Consider the following 25872-nt stretch of genomic DNA (forward strand, 5'->3'; position numbering starts at 1 on the left):
CCGGGGGAACGACATGCTCACATTCGCGCGTTCGCGCGCACGGTCCAGAAGAGCCGTCCGGCTGCTGGGCCCCGTTCTGCTGGCGGCGCTGCTGGCGCCCGTCGCACCGGTCGGGAACGCGCTCGCCGCGGCACCGCCGGCAGCCACCGCACCGACCGCTGCCGTGGCACCTTCGCCCGAGTCGAAGGCCGGACCGAAGGCCGCACCGAAGCCCGCACCGAAGCCCGCACCTATGGCGGATGCCGAGCGGCGGCGCGCGGAGGCGGACGCGGCCGCCGAGCGGGCCGCGGCAGACGGCGAGGAGTGCCGCCCGCTCGCGCTCGCGCCACTCGGCGACCCGGGGGACGCGGTCGGCACGGCCACGGTCCCGCCCAAGGGCACGGCGTGCTTCACGGTGACCGTGACGAAGCCGGGCATGCACCGGCTCCTCGCCTCCGACCAGTACGCCTACCCTTCGCTCGCCGCCGGTGAGACCCAGGTCGAATGCGGACCCCAGGGCCACCAGAACTCCTGGTGCGACCTGGCGGCCGGAACGTACACCCTGTCCGTCTACAACACCCACTGGGAGCCCGTCGAGAACCGGGTCTCCCTCGTCCCGCTGATGCCGGGACCCGTGTGTCCGCCCCTCGCCGGGACCGGCTACGACGTGGCCCCGACCAGGGCGAGCGCCCCGAGCAACGTGGCCGTCGTCTGCCATGCGTTCACCGCGGCGCCAGGCCAGCGGATCACCGCAGACTTCACGCGGGACGCCTACGGCGACTCCCACCACTGGATCACCGACGCCACCGGCAAGCGCATCTGCCCCGTCCGCGACGAGAACGGCGGCACCAGCTGCGTCCTTCCCGCGGGCGGCGGCACGGACTACCGCGTTCTGGCGTCGGTCAGCCGGCAGGACGGGGGCTTCCCCGCCGGGTACGAGCTGAAGGTCCGCCGGCTGTCCGACCCGGAGGGTTGCGTTCCCGTCGGCCTGACCGCGTACGGCTCCGCGCCCGCCAAGGCCGCTCCGCAGACCGGGTGCAGGACGTTCACGGCGCCTGCTACCGGTCGCTACAGCGCCGACGCCGTCAATGCACAGGGCGAGGTCTCCGGCATCGGCGTCTTCCGGACGGACGGCTCCACCGTGTGCGCCGCAGGGCAGGACTGTGCGCTCACTGCCGGCACCCGGTACACCCTGCTCACCGACGGTGCCGTACGCATCCTCGACCGCACCGCCACGGCGGGCTGCGGCACCGGCCTGGTCCTGGCGGGCGACCACCGGGGAACGTTCGCCGCCCCCGGTGAGGTCGACTGCGTCAAGCTGCCGCTGCCGAAGGGCGCCCACGTCGCGGTCCTGTCCGACCGCGTCGGCGAGATCGCCCTCGTCGATGCCAAGGGCACCGCCTTCTGCAGCGAAGGAATGACGGACGGCACCTGCGTGCTGGGCGGCACCGCTCCCTACCGCGCGCTCGTCTCCCAGCGGGACCCGTCCGAGAAGGAGAGCACCTACGGGTTCGTCGTCCACCGCACCGACGGGCCGAGTGCCTGCCGCACCTTCCTGCCGGGCGACTTCTCCGGCAAGCCGGTCCGCATGAGCGTGAAGAACGGCGCGGACGCGTTCGGCGACTGCCTGTCCGTTCCGGCGGACGGCCACTCCGCCCGTGAGCTCTTCCAGATCCAGCGTGTTTCGGGCGAGGCGGGCGCCGAGGTCAGCGTCCTCGATGCGACCGGCAAGCAGATCTGCGCTATCAGGTCGTACTACGGGACCTTCTCCAGCTGCTCCCTGACGCCCGGGGTGGCGCACACCGTCCTCGTCCAGGGACGCAACGTGCCCGCCGAGTTCGCGCTGACCCGCCTGGACGTCACGGCCACCGCGCGCGGGTGTGTCCCGACCCCGGCCGTCGCAGTCGGCGGCCCGTCCACGGGCGGGGTTCCGGCCGCGCCCGGCACCTTCCTGTGCCACCAGGTGACGACGGCGAGCGCGAAGGACACCCTGCACCTGAACGTCCGTGACGCCCTGGAGTCCGCACGGGTGATGGCCTTCCGCGCCGACGGCCAGGTCGTCTGCGACTACTTCAGCCCCGGCTGCGCCGCCTCCGGCGCCACGCGCTACCAGGTGCTCGTCCAGGTCCCGGCGGACAAGGCCGCGGCTCCCTCCTACCGGCTGGACGCGCTCCGCATCGGCACCCCGACCGGCCCGGCGCCCGAGTGCGTCAAGGTCCCCAACGTCAGCTACGGCTTCGGGCCGCTGACCGCGACCCTGAGCGAGAAGAAGTCGGCGGTCTGCGCCGCGCTGCCGTCCGCCGACGGTGACCTCTTCGCCCTGAAGTTCACACCGGGCGGGACCTTCGAGCAGTCGCCGACCCCCTGGTTGTACGACCGTTCCGGGCTGAAGAACGGCTGCTACGGGTCCACGTCCAGCCAGGGGCAGAACTACAAGTGCTCCCTGCCGGGGAGCTTCCCGAAGGCCGCCCGGCCGAGCACGCTCGTGATCGGCCTGCCGGAGAAGCCCGCGGCAGCCTCCACGGCGGTCAAGGTCGACGCGGTGTGCGTCGGTTCGGTCTGCGGAACCGACGAGCGGACCGTCGGCACGGTGAGCCCGGGCACGGTCGGCCAGGGCAAGATCAACATGTCCGTGACCGGCAGCGCACTGCGTGAGGACGCTGTCGTCGAGGTGCGCGGCGAGGGCTTCAGCGCACGGTCGAGGACCGTCTCCGTCGCTCCCGACCGCCGCAGCATGACGGTCGCCCTGGACCTCACGAAGGCCCCTCTCGGCGCCCTGTCCGTGTACGTGAACGCGCACGGCATGTCGTACATGAAGGGTTCGGTCACCGTCGTCGCCCCGATCCGCTCGACCGCCGCGCCCACCGTCAGGGGCGCCGCGGTCGTCGGTTCCACGGTGACGGCGACGACCGGTTCGTGGTCGCCGGCGGCCGACTCCTACGCGTACCAGTGGCGGGCGGACGGGACCGCGATCGCGGGTGCGACGGCTTCCTCGTACGCCGTGCCGGCGGCGCTTCTGGGCAAGAAGCTCAGCGTGGTGGTGACCGCCCGCAAGGCGGGTCACCCGGCGGTGCCCGCCCGCAGCAGTGGCGTGGTCGTCAAGGGCGCCGCGCCGAAGGCGACGAAGGCCCCGACCATCTCGGGGACGGCAAAGGTCGGCAGCGTGCTGACGGCCAAGCCGGGCACGTGGACGCCGGCCGCGGCCTCGTACACGTACCAGTGGTACGCGAACGGCCAGGCGGTCTCGGGTGCCACCAGGACGACGTTCAAGCCGGCCTCGGCGCAGCTCGGCAAGCGGATCACCGTGACGGTGACCGCCCATCGCCCGGGCCACGCGTCCGGGACCGCGACGAGCGCCGCGACGGCGAAGGTCACCCGCTGACCCTGTCTTCGGATCAGCACGACGGACCCCCGGGACGGCACACCGCCGGCCCGGGGGTCCGTCGCATTCCGCATTCCGGTCGATGGGACGGGGTGACGTGACCGGGCGGTCGGTCCGCCGGCGGCTGCCGGCGGCGCAGGCCGGCCCTCAGGTTCCGGTGAGCGGGGACGTCCAGGCGGGATCGTGCTGGGGGCTCCCGGTGAGGTGGAAGAGCAGGTGCTGCACCGTGGTGGAGACCGTGTCCTCGGGCGCACCGACCGCGGTCAGGGCGGCGGTGAGTCTTTCCGGTGCCGCTTCGGGAACCTCCGCTTCCGCGCACAGGGGCAGGAGGAGCAGGAGGCGGCAGGCCGGGTCCTGGACCCCCTCGGCATCGGAGGGCGGGTTGTCGGCGAGGCGGATCAGTTCGTTCCAGGTCAGCCCGGTTGCGGAGGGCTCACTGCCCCGGCCGGCGGTCTGACGGCCGTCGCTTCCGCCGGGGCTCATGGGGAGGTAGTCCGTGTCGCAGTCGCCGTCCAGGTTGCGGTAGAGCACCACGACTCCGGGGCCGTCTGCGGCCGGAACGCGGAACGCCGGCCAGTGTTCGGGGTCGAAGAGGACCTCGGACAGGGCGTCGACATCGGCCCCGTCGTCACCGAACCACTCCGGATCCGGCCGCTCGTCACACGCTCCGTCGCCGCACATCGCCAGCAGGTGGACCGGCCAGAAGCCCGGGCGGTCCAGCAGTGACTCGCCCGGCACGACCGGGACGTCGTCGTATCCCACGATCTGCACCGCTTCGGTCCCGTCACCGGTCACCGGCGTGCTCCTTTCCCATGTCCCGTTCATTGCGCGGCCGGGTCCTCAGCGTGGTCGCCGAGGGTGATGAGGACCCGGCGGAGGAGGACGGCGAGTTGGTCGCGTTCGGCGGGGGTGAGGCCGGCGAGCTGGCGTTCCTCGCCGGCGAGGTGGTGTTCGACGAGCCGGTCGGTCAGTTCGCGGCCCGTGTCGGTCAGGGAGATCAGGACCCGGCGGCGGTGGGTGGGGTCGACGGCCCGGTCGACCAGGCCCTTCTTCACGAGGTGGTCGATGCGGTTGGTGAGCGCCGCGGAGCTGACCATGACGGCCAGGCTGAGCTCGCCGGCGGTCAGGGCGGACGACGGGCCGGCGCGCAGCAGGGTGGCGAGGACGTCGAACTCCCAGGGCTCGACGTCCTGGACGGCCAGGTTCTCTTTGATTCCGCGCTCCAGCAGGCGCGAGGCGCGGGAGAGGCGGCCTATGACGGCCATGGGAGAGGTGTCCAGGTCAGGGCGGACCGCACGCCACTGTTCGGTGATGCGGTCGACGCCGTCGTGCTGGGGCTGCTGTTCCGTCATGCTCCGAGTCTAACATTTCCACGTGGAACTGTTTGACATCTCGGATCACCCGGATCTATAGTTTCGACATCGAAATTTTCGCCTTAGGGGGAACACCATGAAGGTCTTAGTCACCGGCGCCACCGGCTACATCGGCTCCGCCGTCACCGACCACCTCGCCGCCGCAGGCCACCAGGTCGTCGCGCTCACCCGTGGCGCCGAGCCCCGTCCCGGCCGGACCTGGCAGGCCCAGGTCGTCGGCGACACCGCAGATCCGGGCTCCCTTGCCGGTGCGGTGACCCCGGACATCGAAGCCGTGATCCACCTTGCGCCCCCGAGCGGAGACGCCGACGTGGACAGCGCCGCCGTGGAAGCACTCGCCGCTCCCCTGCGCGGCACCGGCCGGCCTTTCGTCTACACCAGCGGCATCTGGGTCCTCGGCGCCACCGGCGCGGCCCAGGAAGTCGGCGAAGACGCCCCGACCCACCCGATCGACATCGTCGGCTACCGGCCGCAGATAGAGCAGCAGGTGCTGGCCGGGACCGCCGATGGCATACGCGCCGTCGTCGTGCGGCCCGGCATCGTGTACGGCCGCGGCGGCGGAATCCCCGCGATCCTGGTCGACCGGGCCCGCCAGGGAGGCGTGCCCGAGTACTACGGCGAGGAAGGCGTGCGCTGGCCGACCGTCCATGTGGACGATCTCGCCGAGCTGTTCGTGGCCGCCGTCGAGCGGGCCGAGGCCGGGACCGTGTGGCACGGCGTCGGCGAGTCTGCCGTGCCGGTCCGCGACCTCGCCCGGGCCGCCGGCCGCGCCGCCGGAGTGCTCGCCGCACCGCACACGGTGCCGGTGGAGCAGGCGGCCGATGTGTTCGGCGCACCCTTCGCGGAGGCGCTCGCCCTCGACCAGAGCGTCAGCGGCGCCGCCGCCCGTACGGCCCTCGGCTGGCGGCCCCGCCGGCCGGGCGCGGTGGCCGAGCTGACGTCGGGTTCGTACCGGCCGGTCGAGGTGTTCGGCGCCCCCGACGGCCCGGCGACGGACGTCGACGTGGCAGCGATACGCGCCCTGGTCGCCGAGGTGGAGCACGCCCAGCAGCACGAGCTGGTCGACCGGTTCCTGAGCCTCTTCCGCCGGGAGGACCCGGTGTGGACCACCGGCCACGGCAAGCGGCTGTCGGGCTTCGAGGAGATAGCGGCCTTCACCCAGAAGGTGCTGCCCGGGGCGACGGCCGACGGCACCGCCGTGTACGACGTCGAGCGCGTGCTGTTCCTGCGGCCCGACGTCGCCGCGGTGAACGTCCGTCAGCAGCCGGTCCGCCACGACGGGACCCGGATCGCCGACAGGCCCGAGGGCAGGCCGTTCTACATAGTGGTCAAGGAGGACGGCGCCTGGCGCGTCGGCGCAGCCCAGAACACCGTCGCGGTCGACTGACCGCCCCCGCGTGTCCTCCCCGCGCGGGCGGCGCGGGGAGGACACCTTCACTTACAGCCGCCGAACTGCTGCTTGCGCACAGCGCCCTTGGTGGCATCCGTCGGACGGTTCTGGCCGGGCGTCGCCGCGGTGCTCGTCAGGCCGGGTAGGCGAGTGAGCCCAGAGGAGGGCAGGGAAGGAGGGTGGGGTCGGCGCCGGGCGGTTCGGTGAAAGCGCGGGACTGGGCGGCCTGGTGACGGCGGGTCTCCCGGGCGTCGGCGTCCCAGGCGTCCCGCGTGGCGCGGGTGTAGTCCCAGGTGTCGTCGATGAGGCTGAGGCTGGTGTTCCCGGAGTGCGCTGGAAGTCCGCCCTCAGGGCGGCCTGCCGGAGGGCGGTCTGGGTCGCGGCGAGGTCGATGCGGGTGATGAGGACGCCGGCGGTGTGGGGCTCGCGGGTCGGCATGGGGACCTGCGGCAGCAGGGACACCCCTGTGTCGAGGCGGCCGACGTTGTCGACGCTCGCCTGCTGGGCCTCCTTCATCGCGGTCTGCATCTCCCGGTGCAGCCAGAAGAGTTCGTCGAGATCGGTGGAGGTGATGCGCATCCGCTGGTACAGCGCCTGGAAGCGGGGGTCGTGGTGCAGCGGGCGCAGGGGGGCCATGTGGAGGGCCACGCAGTCGTTGAACCCGGAAGTCACCGCGGCGTCGAAGTGGAAGATCGCCTGATCGGCCTCTCCTCGGGCGACGGCCAGGCCGGCGAAGGTCGCGTGGCCGGAGGCGACGAGCCACGCGCCGTCCGGGCCGAGGGCCGCGGCTCGCGCCATGACGTCCTGGATGCCGGAGGTGGCGGCTGCGCTCCCTGACGGGCCGTCGGTCAGGAGTGCCACGAGTATTTCATGGGTGCGGGCAGCCAGCGCGCTGACGGTGTCGGCCATGGGACTCCTCGGACGTCGGTGTGAGAGGGAGGCGGGTGGTGCGCGGGGTGACCTCCTGTGGAGATGACGGGCGGGCCGGGTGCTCGGTTCCTGGCGCCCGGGGGCCGCACAGACCGGTGGGACGCCGCAGGGCCGCCGGGAAGGTGTCCCGGCGGCCCTGCGGACCCGGTCCGTCGCCGTGTCAGGCGGGCGACGGCGCCTTCGCCGAGCTGTCGGGCAGCGGGGCCCGGCGGCGGGTGAAGACGGTGAACAGCGCGGGCACGGCGATCGCGGCGGCCATGAGGGCCATCGTCGGCACGTCGAACTCCCCGCCCAGCGCCACGGCGCTGAGGTAGGTGCCCGCGGGCAGGCACGACATGACCATGCCCGCACGGAAGGTGTCGGACCGCTGCAGCCCGATCTGCAGCACGAACAACGGGATGGTGACCGTGAGCAGCGATATCAGCCAGAGCTGTCCGATGTGGGCGGGCGAGCCCAGCTGGTCCGCCCTGAACACCAGGACGCCCAGCGCGATGAGGTACGTCAGGTGGAACCGGTGGGCACTGACCGTCACGGGTGCCACCCGCGCCTCGCCCAGACGGCGCGAGATCAGTCCGATGCATCCGGCGCCGGCGCCCGCGACGAGCGCGAGGATCGCACCGGTCAGCAGGTCACCGGCGTGCCCCGGGCTGCTGTCCTGGTAGAAGCGCCACGCGCTGACGCAGGCCAGTCCGAAGACCAGTACGGCCACCGGCAGGTCGCGCCAGGCGGGGCGGGCGCCCCGCGGCAGTGCAAGGAGCACGAAGATCACCAGGGGGACCACACCGGCTTCGAGGAAGCTGGCCGCTCCGGAGGGCATGAGGCTCAGGGCCAGGTAGAAGCCCAGGAACGTCACCGCCGTGGCCACGTTCAGCTGCACCAGGAGGCTTCGCCCCCGCCGGCCGAGCGGCACGTGGGTGCCGGGGTCGGCGCGCCGCCGCACGGCCTGGACGACGTTGAAGATCACCGCGGCCGAGAAGAACGCGAGGAACGAGATGAGGAAGCTGTCGGTCGAACTGATCCGGCCGTCGAAGACACCGTTTCCGATGGCCTGCAGGACGACCGCGACGGCGACGCAGCTCAGCCCGTACGCGCTCGTCGGGGAGGGCGGAGTGTGCACGGTGAACCTCGCGATCAGCCGACGGTGAAGACGGCGTCGGCGTCTTCCATCACGTGCAGTTCGGCCAGCGCCTTGTCGACGACGTCGGGTTCGACGTGCGCGAAGAACGCCAGACCGGTCGTGCCGACGGTGAGCGGGTTCGCCGGGGAAACGGCGGTGCCGAGGGCAGGGAGCTTGAGGAAGCTGTGGAAGCCGGGCAGTCGCCGGATCTCCGCCAGGCCGGGCATGGCCGTGATGGTGCCCTCGCGGTAGATGCGCAGCAGGACCATGGCCAGGGCCTGCTGGGGGCGGTAGGCCTGGTCGAAGCGCTGCTCGAAGCGCGGCCGGTCGAGCAGGCTCTCCGCGAGGAGCGTGGCGTGGCTGTATCCGAGGGCAGCGGTGTACACGTCGGCGGGCTGGATCGGGCCCATCAGGCGGGCGTTGACCTCGATGAGCCGCGGGCCGCGGGTGGTGAGCCGGACCTCGGTGTGGGCCGCGCCCTCCTTGAGGCCGAGCGCGTCGAGGCAGGACATGACGTACCGTACGGCGTCCTGCTCGGCCTCGTTCAGCTCCTTGAGGAGGACGGCGTCGCGGATGAGCGGCCTTCCGTCGACCTCGTCGATGCGGTAGAGGAACACGTCGGACAGGAGGTGGCGGCCGCCGATGCTGACGGTGTCGACGATGTACTGCGGGCCGTCGATGAACTCCTGGACGAGCACGCGGGAGTTGGTCTCGCCCAGGTAGTTCTCCTGGCCGGCGATCGCCTCGTAGGCCGTGCGGAGGTCGTCGGCGCTGTAGCAGACCGCGCAGCCGTCGCTGCCGGCGCTGTTGGCGGGCTTGACGACGACGGGGTAGGCGTCGAGGCCGGTGAGGAATTCCTCGACCTCCGCCGCGCTGTACAGCTCCTTGCTCCACCCGGTGGGCAGGCCCGCGGCGGAGACCGCGCCGAGCATCTCGTTCTTGTCCCGGCGGGCGCCGGCGAGGGCGAGGTCGTTGTGGGGCAGGCCGAGTTCGGCGGAGAGCTGGTTGGCGAAGGTCACGCCGTATTCGCTGCCCGGGCAGACCGCCACCGGGGCGAGTCCGGTGAGGGCGTCGAGCGCGTCCTCGGTCCCGGTGCACAGCAGCTTGTGCGGGTGGGGGTCCGCGCTGTAGGTGTCCTTGAGGCCGCTCTGCCAGAGGTGGACGACGTGGGCGCCGTACTCGGCGCAGGCGGCGCTGAGGCTGATGCCGGTGGAGGTGGGATCGACGACGATGACGACAGGAGAGTTCATTGCTTCGTGCACTTCTGTAGAGAGGGGAGGGATTACCGACGACGCTGCTGCGGCCATGGGGCTTGCTCGCGTTACCGGGTCTACTGGGGTTCCTGGTTCGGCCGGGGTCACTGCTGCTTCGTGAGGGCGACCGCTTCGGCGATGCGGTCGGCGACCAGCTCGACGCGGCGGGCGATCATCGCGAGGGAGCTGGTGTAGTAGAGGGAGCCTGCCGAGAGCTGGCCCAGGGCGAAGACGGGCGAGGGCGCAGCGGGTCCGGCCGTGACGAGCCGGTTGTCGGCGGTGCTGACGGTCAGGCCGCCGAAGTCGTCGTACTGCCCGAGGCCGGCGTTCACGAGCGAGGCGCACAGGGCGGTCGCCGCAGCCGGGGAGGGTGCCGTCTCGCGCTTGGCGGAGTTGATGACGGCGTCGGCCCGGAACGTCTCGTCCCTGCAGACGAGGTCGAACGCCTCGCCCTGCGTCCGTACGTCCACGATCCCGCCGAGCATGCGCAGTTGCCCGGCGCCGGCTGCCGCGAGCAGCCTCTGCGCGGTGCGCAGCGGCATGGGGTTGCACAGGCTCTGGAAGATGTGGTGGTAGTCGCGCAGGTAGGTGGCGCGTTCGGTGTCGGACCACAGCGACCAGACGAGTTCGATCAGGTCGTTGGCCGCGGTGATGAGCAGCGGCTGCCACAGCTCTGCGCGTTCGGCCAGGTCCAGGTGGCGGGCGAGGCGGGCGGCCGGTTCCTCGCCCGGGTCGGCCTCGCCGTCCAGGATCCCGGGGTCGATGCCGTGCGCGGCGAGTTCGGCGCGCATCAGCTCCAGGACGGCTGCGAGCGTCAGCCCTTCCGGGGCGTCGGCCGCGCGGCGGACGGCGGTCTCGGTGAGGACCGCGGAGGTGGTGTCGCGGTGCTGCTGCCGTACGCCGGGCAGCAGTCCGCGGCGCGACACCATGGTGATCGGCCCGCGGTGTCCTCGGTCGAGGAGCGCCATGACGATGTCGACTGCCGTCAGGCTCGTTCCGAGCACGGCGACGTGGTCGTCCGGGTCGACCGTCTCCACGGTGACCCACAGGGGGTAGGGGTCGTTCGTGTACCGGGGGTTTCCGGCGAGCCCGTAGCAGTCCACCGGCTCGGCGGTTCCGACGCACAGCGCGGCACCGTCGTACGTGTGCGTGGTGCCGGAGGCGGTGGTGATGCCGATCCCTCGGCCTTCGTGGCCGCGGGTCATCGAGACCGCGGTGTCGTGGAACACCTCGATCGACCGGCCGTGGTCGCCCCAGGAATCCCTGAGGCGGGCGAAGGACTCGGAGGTGTAATCACCGAAGAGGTACCGCGGCGGGAAGGTGCCGGGATGTGCGTACGCGCGGACTTCCGGGTCCGGGTGCTTTTCCAGCCAGCCGAGGAAGTGCCTCGGTTCGTTCCACCGGATCGACATGAATTCCGCCTGCCGGTTCAGGAGCGCTGATCCGGCGTCCACGCGGTAGGCGTTTCCCCGTCCGATCTCCTTTTCCGGCTCATAGACGGCCAGGTCGATTTCCTGTGTCAGGCCGCGGCGATCGAGTGCATCAACAAGACTCACACTGGTGGCGCCGCCGCCGATAATAGCGAATTTCACTGCAGTCCTCTGACGGAGCCGGGAGAGTTCCTCGTGAGTACCTCTCCGGCTGAAGAGCTACCGCCCAATCTCGGTGGGAGGGCGGCCTTTGACCAGGAGGAATGCTGCCGTGATCACCATCGGCCGTCAAGAGGCAAAAAAGTGCCGCATATCCGCCCGGAGAACGCCCTCGGCCGACCGGCAATTAATTTCCGCATGCCTGTGCGGCGCCGGTGGCGGGCGGCAGGAAAATGCCGGTGCCGCCATGCAACAATAGGCAGGCCCGGGCGAGAATTCACCCGGGCCTCAAATGGTCCGTCGGTACCGTCGGATGCGGTCGGCCGTCCGGGCCGTCGGGGCGCGCTCAGTTCCCGGGCGCGCCCGGCGCCGGGCCGGCCTCGGCGTCCGGCATGAGGACCACGCTGCGGATGCCGGGGACGTACGCGGGCAGGAGGACCTGCGCCGTGACGGCGATGTTCCGGTCCGAGACCCACGGCAGCCGCAGGCCGAACCGGTGCCCCTGCCGGTACGCGATGATCTGCGTGCCCTGATCCCAGAGCCGGCGGCACTCCGGAACGGCGAGGACCTCGCCGAGGAGGCGCCGCACCTCGGCGTCGTCGTGGCCGCTCAGCATGGTGAAGCGCAGCTGGGCCAGGTACATCTCGGCGTTGTGCCGCCAGTCCACCAGCTGTTCGCGGGCCTCGGGCGTGGTCAGCGCCCATCGCAGGACGTTGGGTGAGGGCGCGCGGAACCAGGGGAACCACTCGGCCGCGGTCGCGTTGTACGCGATGACGTTCCACGCCCGGTCGGCCAGGTACATGGGGAGCGGTCCGGCCTGCTCCACGAGCAGCGTCAGCGCGTCCAGCGCTTCGCCGGCGTCCGCCTGCGGCTCCGGCTCCCCGCCCAGCGCATGGGCGTAGAGCGCCATCTGCTCGTCGGCTCCGAGGACCAGTGCGGAGGCGAGCTGGCCGAGCCGTTCGCCGGACAGCGGTACCGGGTCACCGGCTTCCAGGCTGCGGTACCAGCGCTCGCTCACCTGCATCCGCTCGGCGACCTCCTTCTGGGAGATCGGCTTGTCGCGGCCCAGCTTGGCGCCGGCGGACGCCCGCCACGCTCTCAGGAAGACCTGGAGCGGCGCCGAGGCCGCGTGCGGATACGTCTCGTCCTCAAGTCCGACCGGTTGCACGGAAGGGCCCCTCTTCCTCAGCGTTCCCAGCAGCGAAGCGAACTCCTCATCGCTCACGCACCCCTCGCTGATCATTTTCCCCGCGGCTGGGGGCAGCTTCCTTCAGTTCGAAGCCGTAGGGCGGTGATTGTTATCACCTCTAAGGCAGTCATGGGCGAAATGAATCCAGATAGCAGCCTTAGATGCGACTTGAGTGGCATGCGGCGATTTCTCCCCTCCGGATGTCTGCAAGTGCAACAGGACTCCCCGCAGGCATGCCGACGGCCCGTGGCGTACCCCGCCCGAGGGGGTACGCCACGGGCCGTCGGGTGGCCGTCAGGCCGGTCGGCCGGGGGCGGCCGCTTCCGGGCTGCCCGGCGTGCGGGTGCGCCGCAGGCCGTAGCCGGCCACCAGCAGGAGGATCCACGCCCCGATCACGTACAGGGACACCCGGGTGTCGGCGTTCCAGGCGATCAGGACCGTGACGAAGGCGAAGGCCGCCAGCGCCAGCCAGTTGGTGTACGGGGCGCCCGGCATCCGGTACGGCGATGCGGCGGCCCGTCCGTCGCGTACGGCCGCGCGGTAGCGCATGTGCGTGACGAGGATGACGCTCCAGACCAGGACCGCGCCTCCCGTGGAGACGCTGGTGATGTAGGTGAAGGCGTGCTCCGGGTCGATCGCATTGATCGCGACTCCACTGGCCATGACCAGGGCGGACGCGAAGAGGGCGGTCCTCGGCACGCCGTTGGCCGTGAGCCGCGCGAGGCCCTTGGGGCCGTCGCCGTTGAGGCCCGCGGTCCGCAGCATGCGGGCCGTGGCGTACAGGCCGCCCGCGTTGCAGGAGGAGAGGGCGGAGGTCAGGACGACGAAGTTGACGATGCCGGCGGCCGCGGGGATGCCGATCTTCGTGAAGGCGGCGACGAAGGGGCTCGTGCCGGGCTGGAATTCGCTCCAGCTGACGACGGACAGGATGACGGTGAGGGCACCGATGTAGAACAGGCCGAAGCGGAAGGGCAGGGTGTTGATCGCCCGCGGCAGGTTCTTCTCCGGGTCCTTGGTCTCCCCCGCCGTGACACCGACCAGCTCCACGCCGAGGTAGGCGAAGAGCACGATCTGCAGGGTCATGAGGGAGTTCCAGACGCCGTGCGGGGCGACTCCCCCGTCCGCCCACAGGTGGCTCACGGAGGCGGTGTCGCCGGCGTCGCCGAAGCCGAGGATGAGCACCCCGAGGCCGATGAGGATCATGCCGATGATGGCCGTCACCTTGACCATGGCGAACCAGAACTCCAGCTCACCGAAGATCTTGACCGAGATGAGGTTGGCGCAGGTGAGCACCACGAGCGCGATGAGCGCGGTCTTCCACTGGTCGAAATCCGGGTACCAGTAGCGGACGAACTGCCCGGCCGCGGTGATCTCCGCCATGCCGGTGGTCACCCACATGATCCAGTACGTCCAGGTGGTGGCGTACCCCCAGAACGGTCCGAGGAATTCCCGCGCGTAGTCGGCGAAGCTCCCGGAGACCGGGCGGTACATCAGCAGTTCGCCCAGGGCGCGGACGACGAGGAACACCACGGCGCCCGCGACCGCGTACCAGACGAGCAGACTGGGACCCGCCTTGGAAATGGCGGTCCCGGCACCCAGGAAAAGCCCGGTACCGATGGTCCCACCGATGGCGATCATCTGCGTCTGCCGCGTACCGAGCCTGCGCTGGTATTCGCCGCCCCCTTCTCCGGGAGGGCTCTGCGGCCCGCCCTCTTCCACGGCGCCCGCGACGGGATCGGAATTCAGTTGTTTCAAAGTAGCCTCACACAGAAGCAGCGAGAAACCTCGTGGGTTTCTCGCCACCGAAAATACGCGACCGGGAGGACTGCGGCCCCACCGGTTTCATATGAACGAAATAAATTGCCGGTGAACAGGATGCTGCCAATCGGCATCTTGACTGTCAAGCGGCAATTATTTGCCGGGCATCGTCATCCGCCAAAGCAGGCGACGGGCATGACGGCCGACTCAGCGGGCAAGGGACGGCGCCTCCCGGAGCGGGTGGCGCCGCCTCCGCGGCCTCACGTCGTCCGGTGGGCGGTTGGTCCTGCCTCGGGCTCCTGCCGGCGGGCCGCGGGTGCCGGCCGGTGCTGCGGGCCGGGTCCGGGCTCCGGGGGTGCAGGCGGGGCCGCACGCAGCACCTCCTCCACGACGACCTCGACCAGCCGTTCCCGCTGCGCGGGCGACAGCTCTCCGAGGCCGGTGCGGTCCTCGCGTTCGAGCTCCATGCGCACCCGCAGTGTGACGGTCGCGTGCGGCACCGGTGCAGGTGCCGGCTCGGTGCGCCGGCCCCGCGCGAGGTCCCAGTACACGGTCCATGCCAGCGTGGCCACCGACACGATGAAGGAGCCCAAGGCAATGGGGTCCGGGAAGTACTTCCCCGGAGCGCGCTCGTCCCCGTGCGCTCCGGCCCCGTCGCCACCTGTTCGCCAACCGGTCAGGCCCGCGTCCGCCTCGCCCCATTCGAGGTCACAGAGCGCGCCTTCCACCTGTTCGACGACCCGCGGGCCGTGTTCGGCCGCCAGCCGCTTCGCCGCCGCCCGGACCGCCCCCTCGACCGCCGCCGCCCGTGCACCCTCGTACGCTGCCACCGCTACGCCCTCCCCTGAGCCGTCTCCGACAACCTTGCGGCCCTTCGACCAGGTCCCGATCACGCTCGCGCTGCCGGTCCGTCACCGGCCCCTGCCCCGCGCAGCCCGCCCCGTCCGGCGTGCGTACCCCTACCCGAACGGCACCACCGATACCCGCCCGGCTCACCTCGGTCCCTCCAGGAAGGCCCGTACCACCCGCGGCAGGTCATCACCCGTCACCGACCTCCACACCGTCGCGACTGCTTCCGTCCCGAGCAGTCCGGCCGTCGCGGCCAGCAGCTCCGAGCCGGTCACGGTGGCCGGGTGCGGGAACTCCTCGAAGGACGTCACACAGTGCACCGCCCACTCCGTCGCCTCCCGCAGCCGCCGACGCTGCCACGCCAAGACCCCCAGGGCCGCAGCCGACTTCGCCGTGCCGACAGGGACGTCGAAGGCCTTGAAGCCGGTGAACGCCCGGCGGCACAGCGATGCGGCCTCGTCCGGTTGCCCGTGTATCAGGAGCACTCCGAGGAGTTGCCTGCACAAGGCCGGCTCACGGCCGTCGGGAAGGGCGTCGAAGAGGTCGAGGGCACGGCGGTACCAGGTCTCGGCACGCCCAGGATCCCCTCGATCCTCCGCCACCTTCCCGAGCATGCAGGAAGTCGTGGCGGACTTCGCCCGGTCGTCCTCCGCCACGAAGATCTCCAGGGCTTCGAGGTGGCACTGCTCGGCTCCGTCCGGGTCGCCGCCCTCGTGCAGGACCGCGCCGAGCACGTGCAGCACATCGCCCTTGTCGGCAGAGACGCCGAGCTCCTCCAAGATCATCAGCGCGCTCCGCAGCCAGGCCGCCGCCTCCGTGAGCCGCTCGCGCCGGTGCGCGATCATGCCGAGCTGTTCGTAGCACTTCGCCGTGCCGCGGCGGTTGTCGAGCTCGCCGTTGAGGTCGAGGGAGCGGCGCACCCGGGCGGCTGCCTCGTCCAGATCCCCGCGCTCCCGCGCGACCATGCCGAGCCGGAGGCACCCCTCGGCGGTGCCCCGGCGGTCGCCGAGGTCCTCGCCGATCCGCACGGACTGCTCCAACCACGCCTGTGCTCCGTCCAGATCGCCCTGAAGGTGGGTGACCACTCCGAGCATGTGCTGTGTGAGGGCGAGGCGGGGGCGGTCCCGGAGCCCCTGCAGAATCGCGGCGGCCTTGCGGAACCAGTCCTCGGCCTCCGCCGGACCGGTGAGCCTGCGGGCGACCATCCCGAGCTGGTGGTAGCAGGCTGCCGTGCCACGGCGGTCCTGGAGCTGCTCCCGGATCGTGAGGGCCTGGCGGTACGACCGCTCGGCGTCCTCCAGGTCGTCACGCACGTGCGCGAGTGCGCCCAGCTGCTGGTACACGCCGGCCAGGCGGGAAGGATCGCCGAGGGCCTCGAAGTGGGCGCGGGCACGGTGGTACCACGATGCGGCGCCGCTGTGGTCGTCGCGCTGCCACGCGAGCGTGCCGAGCATGGTCGCGACGACGGCGACCTTGTGGCGGTCCCTGGCGGCGTCGAAGACGTCGTAGGCCCTCTTGTACCAGGCTTCGGCGCCGTCCGCGTCCTCGCGCATCTGGGCGAGCAGACCGAGCTGGGCCCCGCTGATGGCGGCCCTCAGCGGATCGCCGAGCCGTTCGGCCAGGTCGAAGGCCTGGCGGTACCAGAGCTCCGCCTCCGTCAGTCTGCCCCGCTCCTGGGCGATCCGGCCGAGCAGGTAATGGCAGGCGGCGAGGTTGCTCTGCCGGTCACGGCCCGGCGACTGGGAACGAACGAAGTGGAGGAGGCGCGTGTGCAACCGGTGTGCCCGGTCCAGGCGACCCGTCTCCATGTCCCGGGCGGCCTGGGCGCCGACGAGGGTCATCCAGAGGCTGCCCGCGTCGCTGTCAGGGTCGGGTTCGGCCCCCGCCACGGCCTCCACCGCCGCCAGTGCGCGGTCCGTCCACCTGCGTGCCTCCGCGGCAGATCCGCGCATGTCCCAGAAGGTGTGGAGGGGCTGGAGAACGATGTGGGCCTCGGCCCACATACCGAGCCCCAGAGCGTGGTCGAGCAGACTGGTCAGCGTGCGTCGCTGGGCGGCGATCAACTCCAGGGCCGTGCCGGTCCCGCCACCGGACAGGAGGCCGTCCAGCCAGGCGCAGAGCGCCGCGTGGGCATGGAGCAGGGCCAGGCGGGCGGCCTGCCGCTCTTCGGCGTGGCGGAGGCAGCCCCGGGGGCACCACTCCTCCGCCAGGTAGGCGGGCAGGGCGGGCGGGATGCCGAAGATGCCGGACCCCCATGCGGTGAGCAGCCCGGCCGAGGCAGCCCGTCCCAGCACCGTGTTCCACTGGTCTTCGGTGCGGCCGGCGAACCGGCCGGGCACCCCCGGCTCGGCCGAGAAGAGGGCCAGGGCCTGCGCCGAGGCCGTGCCGTGCAGCAGGGCGAGCACCGGCAGCAACTCCCGGTCGGCCGCAGGCAGGTGGGAGAAGGAATACGCGATACTGGCGGCCAGCGACCGGGTCCGTCCGTCCGCCCCCGGCCGGACGGTGCCCAGCAAGCCACCGCCCGCGGCGCCGGCGGGGGTGTCGCGCAGGGTTTCCAGCAGGGCGGCGGCCGGACGGTCGTCGAGGTGCCGGAGGACCAGCCGCATGCTCAGGGGGTGGCCGTCCAGCCATTCCATCAGCTCGCCGAACACCCGGTGTGCGCGGCGCTCCCGCGCCTGCGGGGACCGGGCGAGCAGGTGGTCCGCGTACTGGGAGGCCTCTCCTGTGGTGAGCCCGGTCACGAGGATGCGGTGGTCGTCCCTGCGGGGGGCGCGCGGTTGCCCGGTCACGTCCCGGTCCAGCCACGACTCGTCGGCTCGGCTCGTGACCACCACCGTGCTGCGGCCGGCGGCGGCGCGCTGCAGGAAGTCGCGCAGGGCCCACAGCCCGGACGCGTCAGGTGGTGGCGGCACGCCTGCCGCGCGGTCCCCGCCTTCCCCGCCGTACATCGAGTACAGGGCTTCGAAGTTGTCGCACACCACCAGCACGCGCCGTGTCTCCAGTGCCCGCTCCACCGCGCGCAGGCGGGCACCGGGGTCCGTGCGGGCACAGTCGGTGCGGGCGGTGCGGGCGGTGCGGTCGAAACCATCGGGGCTTGCGAAGCCGTCGGGGCCGTCCAGCGCGGCGGCGATGCCGTCGACGAGGTCTTCCAACGCCGAGGGGGCAGAGCCCGGTTCGAAGGAGTGCCACACCAGGCATTCCGGACCGTCCACGGCACCGGTCTCGCGGCACCAGCGGCCGAAGGCCTTGGCCAGCTGGGACTTGCCGATCCCGGCGAGCCCGTGGACGACCACCACCCGCCCCAGCCGGGCGGCGGCGTCCAGCCTGTACAGCAGTCCGTCGCGCCCGACGAAGTGCCCGTCCGCCGCCCACATGTCATCCGTCCCGGAGGCCGGCTCACCGTCGCCGGAACCGCCCTCGCCCCGGCTGCCGGCGGGCGGGCCGGGCTGCTCCGGCGGGACCACCGGACGCAGGCCGGGAAAAGAGACGTCGTGACGGGCGTACAACACCGGAACCATCCAGTCCGCCAGCGGCAACGGGCCCCTCGGCGAAGGCCGCAGGTTCTCCCGGCCCAGTTGCAGACGCCCCGCGGCCACCGCGCCGGCGACCGGCTCGCCCGCGAACAGCCGCTCGTAGAAGGCGGCCGTGAACTCGGCGGCCGCCACGGCGTAGACGCTGTAGGCCATCGCCACCACCGCGCCCGTCCCGGCCTGGAGCAGCCGGGTGGCCACCGCCGCCTCCACCTGTGCGCCCATGGCCGCCGACCGGCAGGCATTGAGGACCACCACCGGTACGCGCCCCTCGGAGAGCACCTGCGCGAGCTCCCCGGCCGGCACCGGGTCCCGGCCGCCGCGCTCCCCTTCGAAGATCAGCATTCCCTGCGGGGCCGAGCCGTCTGCGGGCGACGGCCCGGGGGCTTCGAACGTGCCGTGCCCGTCGAAGTGCACCACCTGGAACGGCTCGCCCGCCGCCAGCTCCTGCTGCAGCACCTGCCGCAGCCGGGCCAGCGACGGAGGGCGCAGGACCACGAGTTCCACCTGGCCGCGTACCGCCTCCAGCCGCTCCAGCAGCGGCCGGGCGACCATCCGGTAGCCGACGTCCCGCACCCCTCCCGGACGGGCGATCACCATCAGGACCCGCAGCCGCCCGCCCGCCACCGGGATCACGCCGCGTGGCGGGCCGCCCGGTACCACGCGCCTGAACGACACCCCGTCCAGCGCCAGCGGGCGCGGTCGCTCCGGCTCGGCCAACAGCTCCCAGGGCTGCGCCAGCAGCCTGGCGGACTCCGAGCGGATGACCACTTCGAGTCCTTGCCCTGCTGCGGAGGCCCGGTTGCGGACCCTCCGGAACGCCTCGCGTCCGGCCCCCGGGCCGACGAGCGCCGAGAAGGCGGCCTCACCCCACCCCCGCAGCGCTGCGGCCACCCGCGCCCCGCGCTCCTCGTACACACCGTACGGCGAGTCCAGGTAGTCCTCCAGGTACCAGCGGAGCTCCTCCGCCTCCTGGGCGGACAAGGACCACCGCAACGGCACCCCGTCCCCCGCCCGCACGGACGGCGCGCCCGCGTTCCCCGGTCCGGAAAGCGTGACCCACACCCGGCCCTGCTCCGACAGATCCACGTACAGCCGCTCCACCGGCCCCCCGTCCCGTGCGCAGCCACCGGCACCCCCGCCCGTCGGCGGGCGCCCGCCCCGCCACCCTCCTACCCGCGCACCCGGCCCGGCCACACCAGCCCGGAGGGGCCGGCTCCCGACCGCCGGGGACCGGACCGATCAGGCTCGGCGAAACGCCCGACGCCCCGGCCGGATGATCCGGCCGGGGCGTCGGGTGTGTGGTGTCGGGGGCGTGGTCAGGGGGTCAGGCGGTAGGCGTTGGTGAGGGTTTCGGTGGTGGTGTTGCCGGACTTGTCCTTCAGGGAGACCGTGAAGGACACGGCCTTCGCGCCGGCCGGGCCGGTGACGCTGACGGAGCGGGCGCCCTTCGCGTCGGTGGCGACCGGGAGGTTCACCCAGGTCCGGCCGTTGTCGAAGGTGGCCTTCACCGTGAGGGCGGCCAGGTTGCCGGGCGTGGCGGCCGGGCCGCTGAGGACGAGGGGGACGGTCAGGGCCGTGCCCGTCTTCACGGCGCCGTTCAGCGGGACGGCCGGGGCCAGCCGGACGGTGGACAGCGGCAGCGGCTGGGCGGCGTCACCGGCCGGGCGGGCCGAGGTGAAGGTCCAGGTGACGGCGACCTTGGTGCTGGTGGCCGTGTCCTGGGCGACCCGCGTGGCCTCCATGGTCAGGGTGTACGGCGCCTTCCCGGCCGGGACCACGGCGCCGAGCACACCCGGCTTCCCCTCCGCGATCAGGGTGCTGCCGCTGGTCAGCCGGGTGAAGCCGCCGGCCACGACGGGCCGGCTGCGGTGTCCGGCGCCGTCGGCGAACATCGGCACCGACACCTCGATGGTGTCGTACGTACGGCGGGCGCCGGTGCCGCCCTGGGCGCTGAGGTCGGGGCCGACGACGGCGCCGCCGACCGTGGTGGCGTGCCGGCTGCCGGGTGCGTACGTCTCCGGGCCCAGGGTGTGGCTCAGGCGCTCGGTGAGGTCCGGGGAGAGCTGGCTCACGCGCCATGTCCAGCGCTGGCCGGCGGTGGTGACGTACTGGCGGGCCGTGGCGGGCAGGGCGTACTCGGTCCCCAGCTGGTAGTCGGCGCTCCAGCCGTCGTCGGCGGCCTCCGGGCGGGCGGAGACGGTCGCCGTCAGTCCGGGTACGGAGGCGGCCAGGCCGAAGTTCACCTCGGCGAGGTCCTTCGCCGCGACGGCGCGGGTCAGGCCGGTGAAGTAGCGGCCGGACTGCGGGAAGAACATCCGGTACTCGGCGCTGCGGCCCTCCTTGCCGGGGACCTGCCACACGCCGCCGAAGTGCGTCCGGAAGGTCGGGGTCTCCGGGCCGAGGTGGGCGGTGAGCAGCCGGGAGGCGTCGCCGACGGACCAGGAGTTCGAGATCATGCCCAGGTGGTCCTGGTAGCCGATGACGGCGTCGGTCAGCCGGACGGCCGGATCCGGGGCGGTGACCTTGAACGGCTTGGCCTTGCGCGCGTCCACGACGATCGTGGTGTTGGCGTTGAGGTTCACGGTCGGCTGGACGAAGTGGGCGTACTTGGAGCCGCTGATCGTGCTCTCCAGCATGTACCTGCCGCGCGGCAGGCGCACGGTGGCGGAGGCGCTGCCGGCATTGGCCAGCGGGCGGCGCGACATGTCGGAGAGGACGACGACGCTGGTGTTGTAGCCCTTCGTGGGGGCGCCGTCCAGGCCGATGTGCTTGACCGTCAGGTTGTAGCCCGGCCCTTCGCGGTAGACCACGAAGGCCGTGCGCACGGCCTGGCCGCCGCCGGTCGCGACCACGGAGCCGCCGTACGCGCCGTCGAGGGAGCCGAGGCGGGTGTTCGCGGTGACCTTGGTGGAGGCGGTGCCTCCGGCGGGCACCGTCAGCTTGGTGTCCTTGACGGTGAACATGCCGGACGGGGCGGGCCTGCCCGCCGGGTCGGCGGCCGCGGTGCCGAGGCTGAGGGTGACCGGGGCCGTGCCGAGGTTGCGGTAGGTCACGGTCCGGGTGACCGGGGCGTCGTCCGCGTGCGGGTACAGGGTGGTGCCGAAGTCCACGGTGCCGGACTCGGGGACCACGGTGGCCTTGACGGCCCGCGCGATGTCGACCCGGCCGGAGCCGAGCCGGTACGGGTGCACCTCCGAGGCCGCCGAGGCCGAGCCGGTCAGGACGGCCTTGAGGCGGGCGCCGGTCCAGGTGGGGTGCTGCTGCTTGAGGAGGGCGGCCGCGCCCGCCACGTGCGGGGTGGCCATCGAGGTGCCGCTCTTGCTGGTGTAGCCGCTGGCCGGCGGCGCGGCCAGGGAGGTGGAGGCGGCGGCCATGATGGCCACGCCGGTGGCGCTGATGTCCGGCTTCGCCGCTCCGGAGGCCGTCGGGCCGATGCTGCTGTTGGCCGCGCGTACGCCCTTCTTGTCCGAGCTGGCGACGGTCAGGGCGGCCGGGGCGGAGCCCGGCGAGGTGATGCTCCCCTCGCCCTGCTCGCCCTCGTTGCCCGCGCCGACGACGAAGAGGGCCTTGGCGGAGAGGCGCGCGATCGCGGCCTCCTTCGCGTCCTCGCCCGGCCCGTCCGGCGCGCCCAGGCTCATGTTGACGACGGTGGCGCCCTGGTCGACGGCCCACTGCATGCCGGCGACGATGCCGGACGTGGTGCCGGGGCCCTTGTCGCCGAGCACCTTGGCGTCGATGATCCGGACGCCGGGGGCGACTCCCTTGAGGCGGCCCGCGGACCGGGCGCCGGAGCCGGCCAGGATGGACGCCACGTGGGTGCCGTGGCCGTGCCGGTCCTTCGTGTCGGGCGAGTCGGTGAAGTTCTTCTCCACGACCTCCGTGCCCTTGAGGTCCGGGTGGGTCTGGTCGACACCGGTGTCGAGGACCGCGACCTTGACGCCCTTGCCGGTGAAACCGGCCTGCCAGGCGGCCTTCGTACCGATCTGCGGAACGCTGACGTCCAGCGACGGCCACACCTTCGCGTCGAGCCAGACGCGGCTGATCTCGGGGGCGGCGGTGGCGAAGGCGGCGGGCGTGCGGGCGGCGCCCGAGCCGGTGCCCGTCCCCGTGCCGGTTCCTGCGGTGACGGCCGACCAGAGGCGACCGGCATCGTGCTTCGGCGTGCTGAACGCCTCGCCGGCTACGGCCGGCAGGGCGCGGCGCTGCCGGGCCAGGCCTTCGAAGCGGTCGGGGCCGGCGGTCATGCCCTCGGCCCGGCCGGTGCCCTTGCGGTATCCGACGATCAGCGGCACCGAGCCGTGCCGGGCGTCGTCGTAGCCGTCGGCGATCAGCCGGGTGACGTCGAACAGTGCCCGGTCCAGCACCCCTTGGTCGACGAGGCGCTGCGCGTCCAGCGGAATGACGTGCGTGTGCCCGGCCTCGCGCCGGATCGCGATCGGCGTCCCCTTGCGGCCCTGGCCGCGGACCAGCCGTACCACCGTGCCGTCCGCGGCGACGGTCACGCGGTCGCCGGTGATCAGCGTGACGGTCGCCGTGCGGCCCTGCTGCGCCGGTGCTCCGGCGGCGGTCCGCTGCTCCGGTGCCGCACCGGCGGGCGTGCCCGCCAGCAGCGTTCCGGCCACGGCGGCGGCCACGACGGCCGCCCCCGCTCTCGACATGGGTCCCACCCGTGTACTCCCCCGTACCTGTCCTGCACCCGGGCACGCTTCGCGCGGCCGTGCAGGATGAAGATGAACTGGTCCGACGATCTTCGTCGTTGACGCATTGTCACGTACGCCCGGGAGCGCACGGACACAGGGGTGTCGATCATGAAATCTTCGCCGTCCCGTACAACCCTTGGCCGGCCTGCGGTGTCAAACCCCTGATCGGCAATTGATCAGATGCGAGCAACACGCTCGACGGGGAAGGGATCAACTCCATGGGCAAGCGCGCCCGTTCGCAACGCAGCCTGGCCGCCGCCGTGGCCACCGCCGCACTCGTCGTGTCCGGCGGGGCCGTCACACCCCTGCTCGCCGCGGGAACGGCCGTGGCCGCTCCGCTGCCGCCGTGGCAGGAGCCGCTCAAGGTCGGCCCCACGGGCGACTTCGGCGACCTGCGCGTGACCACGGCCGCCGACGGCAGTGCGGTCGCCGGCTGGTACGTCATGTCGGGCATGGGCATGGAAATCCGCGTGGCCGTGCGGCCGGCCGGCACCGACCACTGGGGCCCGTCGACCAAGCTCGCGACCGTCCCCACCAGCCGCGGTGACGAATCGTTCAAGCTGGTCCCGGACACCGACGGCCGGGTCACCGCGATCTGGCCCGAGTACCCCTCCGACCAGGGCACGGACTCGCCGCCCATGGCCTCGCTCCTGAAGTCCGCCACCCTCTCCCAGGGCACCTGGTCGCAGCCGGCGACCCTGCTCGACCTCCCGGCCGACGAGTACGTCGGCACCGTGGAGCTCGCCGCGGGCCCGCGCGGCACGGCCACCGCCGTCTGGACCTCCCGCCCCACCGACGCCGACGTGTGGAAGGTCAACGCCGCCGACCGCACCGCGGACGGCACCTGGTCCAAGCCCGCCACCGTGGCCTCCTCGGCCGTCGGCGGCGGCTTCGTCAGCGGCGCCGACGTGGCCGTGGACCCGCAGGGCACGGCCGTGGTCGCCTTCCTGCGCACCACCGTGAAGGGCGACAGCGGCCGCATCAACGACACCATCTCGGCCGTCGAGACCGTCACCCGCACCGCCCCCGGCGCAGCCTGGGGGACCCCGGTCGCCCACACCCCGCAGTCCCGCAGCCTCAGCGCTCCCCGGATCGCCTCGGGCCCGACCGGCATGATGGCCCTGAGCTGGACGAAGAGCGCGGACGACAGCTCCGCGCTGGAGTCCGTGAACATCGCCGTACGGCCCTCCGCGGCCGCGGGCTGGGGCGCTCCGGCCAAGACGCCCGGCACCTCGAAGGCCCAGGCGGCCTCGCCGGAGCCGCTCATCGCCGGCGACGGCGACGTGACCGTCGTCTGGCCGGAGGTCCAGGACCGCGTCGGCGGCGGCACGAAGTACGTCTACTTCGGCAGTACGCTCCGTACGGCCGACGGCACCTGGCAGAAGCAGCAGCTGTCCGACAACGCATCGGACCCCTGGGCCCCCGAAGCGGCCATCGGCCCCGACGGCACCGTGCGCGTGATGTGGTCGGAGTGGGTGAGCAGCGAGAAGGGCTGGCACCTGCGGCACTCCGCCCGCACCTCCTCCGACGACCAGTGGACCGGGGCCGGCGAGGTGATCCCCGGTACCACGGGCTTCCGGCTGCGCGGCGTGGTCTCGGCGGGCCCGTACGGCTCGGCCACCCTGCTCGCCAACATCAACCAGCGCGAGGAGTTCAGCTCCCTGATCTCCGCCCGGGCCACCGCCGAGGTCCCGCTCGGGATCGGCTCGTCGACCGTGCCCGCGACCGTGCCGCTGGCCGGGAGCACCGGCTCGAACACCGTGTGGGCGCCGGTCTGGAACCTCACCCGGCCGGTGTCCGCCTGGTCCGTGGTCCTCACCGACTCCGCGGGCAGGACCGTCGCGAATCTGGCCGGGACCGGCCCGACCGAGAAGGCCGCCCCGGCCTGGAAGGGCCGTACGCAGACCGGCGCACTGCCCGTGAACGGCCCTCTGACCTGGACCCTCAAGGCCACCGCCGTCAACGCCCCGGCGCCGGTCACCCTGGGCTCGGGCAAGGTCACGGTCACCGGCGGCGCCCCGGCTCCGCGGGACTTCGGCAGCCGCGCGGGCCGTCCGGACGGGCTGGGCGACCTGCTCCAGACCACCGCCACCGGCCTGCGCACCGCGTACGGGTCCACAGGTGCCGGCAACTTCAGCGGCAGCGTCACCACGACGGGCTGGTCGAAGGGCTTCCGTCCGGTCCCGATGGGCGACATGAACGGCGACCGCTGCAACGACACCCTGGTGCGGCTCGCCACCGGCGAGATGCGCGCGTACACGCCCGCCTGCGGGACGGCGCTCAAGCCGGCCGGCCCGTACAAGGTCCTGGGCAAGGGCTGGACCATCTACGACGTCCTCACCTCGCCCGGCGACGTCACCAAGGACGGCCGCCCCGATCTGGTCGCCCGCGATCCGAAGTCCGGTGCGCTGTACCTCTACACCACCACCAAGACGGGTGCGCTGGCTCCGCGGGTCTCGCTGGGCACCGGCTTCAAGTCGTACAAGAAGATCGTCGGTGCCGGTGACCTCAACGGTGACGGCATCGGTGACCTGCTCCTCCAGGACCAGCTCGACAACCTGTGGCGCAGCTACGGCACGGGGGCCGGCAAGTTCGGCGCCCGCGGCCTGGTCGCGCGCGAGTGGGGCGCGTCGTACAACGCCGTCGTGGGCGTGGGCGACCTGACCGGCGACGGCCGCGCCGACCTGATCGCCCGCGACCGCTCCGGCGGCCTGTGGCGCTACAGCGGCACGGGCCGCGGGACCCTCGACAAGCGCGTGAAGATCGCCATCGGCTGGCAGGCGTACGCGGGCATCCACTAGTACGAGGAGCGGCCGGCCGGTTCCCGGGG

Annotated in this window: 14 protein-coding genes; 3 read left to right on the top strand and 11 right to left on the bottom strand. The window is 72.4% G+C overall.

Annotated features, from left to right (window positions below):
- The first annotated feature begins 13 nt into the window (after window positions 1–13).
- Window positions 14–3361, top strand: a complete 3348-nt coding sequence (locus LG634_RS09255; RefSeq protein WP_226733187.1) for a hypothetical protein — start codon at window positions 14–16, stop codon at window positions 3359–3361.
- Window positions 3362–3508: 147 nt separating this feature from the next.
- Here the strand turns inward: LG634_RS09255 and LG634_RS09260 are convergent, their stop codons facing one another.
- A complete protein-coding gene (locus LG634_RS09260) occupies window positions 3509–4156 on the bottom strand; it encodes a hypothetical protein (RefSeq protein WP_226733188.1) in 648 nt (215 codons plus the stop codon).
- 26 nt (window positions 4157–4182) lie between these two features.
- On the bottom strand, window positions 4183–4713 hold the full coding sequence (locus LG634_RS09265) for a MarR family winged helix-turn-helix transcriptional regulator (RefSeq protein ID WP_226733189.1): 531 nt from the start codon (window positions 4711–4713) through the stop codon (window positions 4183–4185).
- Window positions 4714–4810: 97 nt separating this feature from the next.
- Here LG634_RS09265 and LG634_RS09270 point away from each other — a divergent pair, with 97 nt between their 5' ends.
- Entirely contained in the window at window positions 4811–6121 is a 1311-nt protein-coding gene (locus tag LG634_RS09270) for an SgcJ/EcaC family oxidoreductase (RefSeq protein WP_226733190.1), read from the top strand.
- A 51-nt stretch (window positions 6122–6172) separates the two neighbouring features.
- Here the strand turns inward: LG634_RS09270 and LG634_RS09275 are convergent, their stop codons facing one another.
- The 9 genes from LG634_RS09275 to LG634_RS09315 form a co-directional block, all read right to left on the bottom strand.
- On the bottom strand, window positions 6173–7033 hold the full coding sequence (locus tag LG634_RS09275; RefSeq protein WP_226733191.1) for a hypothetical protein: 861 nt from the start codon (window positions 7031–7033) through the stop codon (window positions 6173–6175).
- A gap of 181 nt (window positions 7034–7214) precedes the next feature.
- Window positions 7215–8171 carry an EamA family transporter gene (locus LG634_RS09280; RefSeq protein ID WP_226733192.1) on the bottom strand — a complete coding sequence of 319 codons (957 nt, stop codon included), beginning with the start codon at window positions 8169–8171 and terminating at the stop codon, window positions 7215–7217.
- Between the two features lie 14 nt (window positions 8172–8185).
- Window positions 8186–9421 (bottom strand): ATP-grasp domain-containing protein, encoded by a 1236-nt coding sequence (locus LG634_RS09285; RefSeq protein WP_226733193.1) that lies wholly within the window; start codon window positions 9419–9421, stop codon window positions 8186–8188.
- A 107-nt stretch (window positions 9422–9528) separates the two neighbouring features.
- Window positions 9529–11016 carry an FAD/NAD(P)-binding protein gene (locus LG634_RS09290; protein WP_226733194.1) on the bottom strand — a complete coding sequence of 496 codons (1488 nt, stop codon included), beginning with the start codon at window positions 11014–11016 and terminating at the stop codon, window positions 9529–9531.
- A gap of 343 nt (window positions 11017–11359) precedes the next feature.
- Window positions 11360–12181: a helix-turn-helix domain-containing protein gene (locus LG634_RS09295; protein ID WP_226733195.1), complete on the bottom strand. Its 822-nt coding sequence runs from the start codon at window positions 12179–12181 to the stop codon at window positions 11360–11362.
- Window positions 12182–12496: 315 nt separating this feature from the next.
- Entirely contained in the window at window positions 12497–13921 is a 1425-nt protein-coding gene (locus LG634_RS09300) for an amino acid permease (RefSeq protein ID WP_226733248.1), read from the bottom strand.
- 299 nt (window positions 13922–14220) lie between these two features.
- Window positions 14221–14790, bottom strand: a complete 570-nt coding sequence (locus LG634_RS09305; protein WP_226733196.1) for a hypothetical protein — start codon at window positions 14788–14790, stop codon at window positions 14221–14223.
- A gap of 162 nt (window positions 14791–14952) precedes the next feature.
- Window positions 14953–19428 (bottom strand): tetratricopeptide repeat protein, encoded by a 4476-nt coding sequence (locus LG634_RS09310; protein WP_226733197.1) that lies wholly within the window; start codon window positions 19426–19428, stop codon window positions 14953–14955.
- A 230-nt stretch (window positions 19429–19658) separates the two neighbouring features.
- Entirely contained in the window at window positions 19659–23000 is a 3342-nt protein-coding gene (locus LG634_RS09315; RefSeq protein ID WP_226733198.1) for a S8 family serine peptidase, read from the bottom strand.
- Window positions 23001–23260: 260 nt separating this feature from the next.
- Between LG634_RS09315 and LG634_RS09320 the strand changes: the two genes are divergently transcribed.
- Entirely contained in the window at window positions 23261–25843 is a 2583-nt protein-coding gene (locus LG634_RS09320; RefSeq protein ID WP_226733199.1) for an FG-GAP repeat domain-containing protein, read from the top strand.
- The last annotated feature ends 29 nt before the right edge of the window (window positions 25844–25872 follow it).

Origin of the sequence: Streptomyces bambusae (assembly GCF_020532645.1) — a bacterium.
GTDB lineage: Bacteria > Actinomycetota > Actinomycetes > Streptomycetales > Streptomycetaceae > Streptomyces > Streptomyces bambusae.

Bases quoted from the DNA above. Each gene is read 5' to 3' on its own strand.
- LG634_RS09255 (WP_226733187.1), top strand. From the start codon at position 14: ATGCTCACATTCGCGCGTTCGCGCGCACGGTCCAGAAGAGCCGTCCGG.
- LG634_RS09265 (WP_226733189.1), bottom strand. From the start codon at position 4,713: ATGACGGAACAGCAGCCCCAGCACGACGGCGTCGACCGCATCACCGAA.
- LG634_RS09270 (WP_226733190.1), top strand. From the start codon at position 4,811: ATGAAGGTCTTAGTCACCGGCGCCACCGGCTACATCGGCTCCGCCGTC.
- LG634_RS09275 (WP_226733191.1), bottom strand. From the start codon at position 7,033: ATGGCCGACACCGTCAGCGCGCTGGCTGCCCGCACCCATGAAATACTC.
- LG634_RS09285 (WP_226733193.1), bottom strand. From the start codon at position 9,421: ATGAACTCTCCTGTCGTCATCGTCGTCGATCCCACCTCCACCGGCATC.
- LG634_RS09315 (WP_226733198.1), bottom strand. From the start codon at position 23,000: ATGTCGAGAGCGGGGGCGGCCGTCGTGGCCGCCGCCGTGGCCGGAACG.
- LG634_RS09320 (WP_226733199.1), top strand. From the start codon at position 23,261: ATGGGCAAGCGCGCCCGTTCGCAACGCAGCCTGGCCGCCGCCGTGGCC.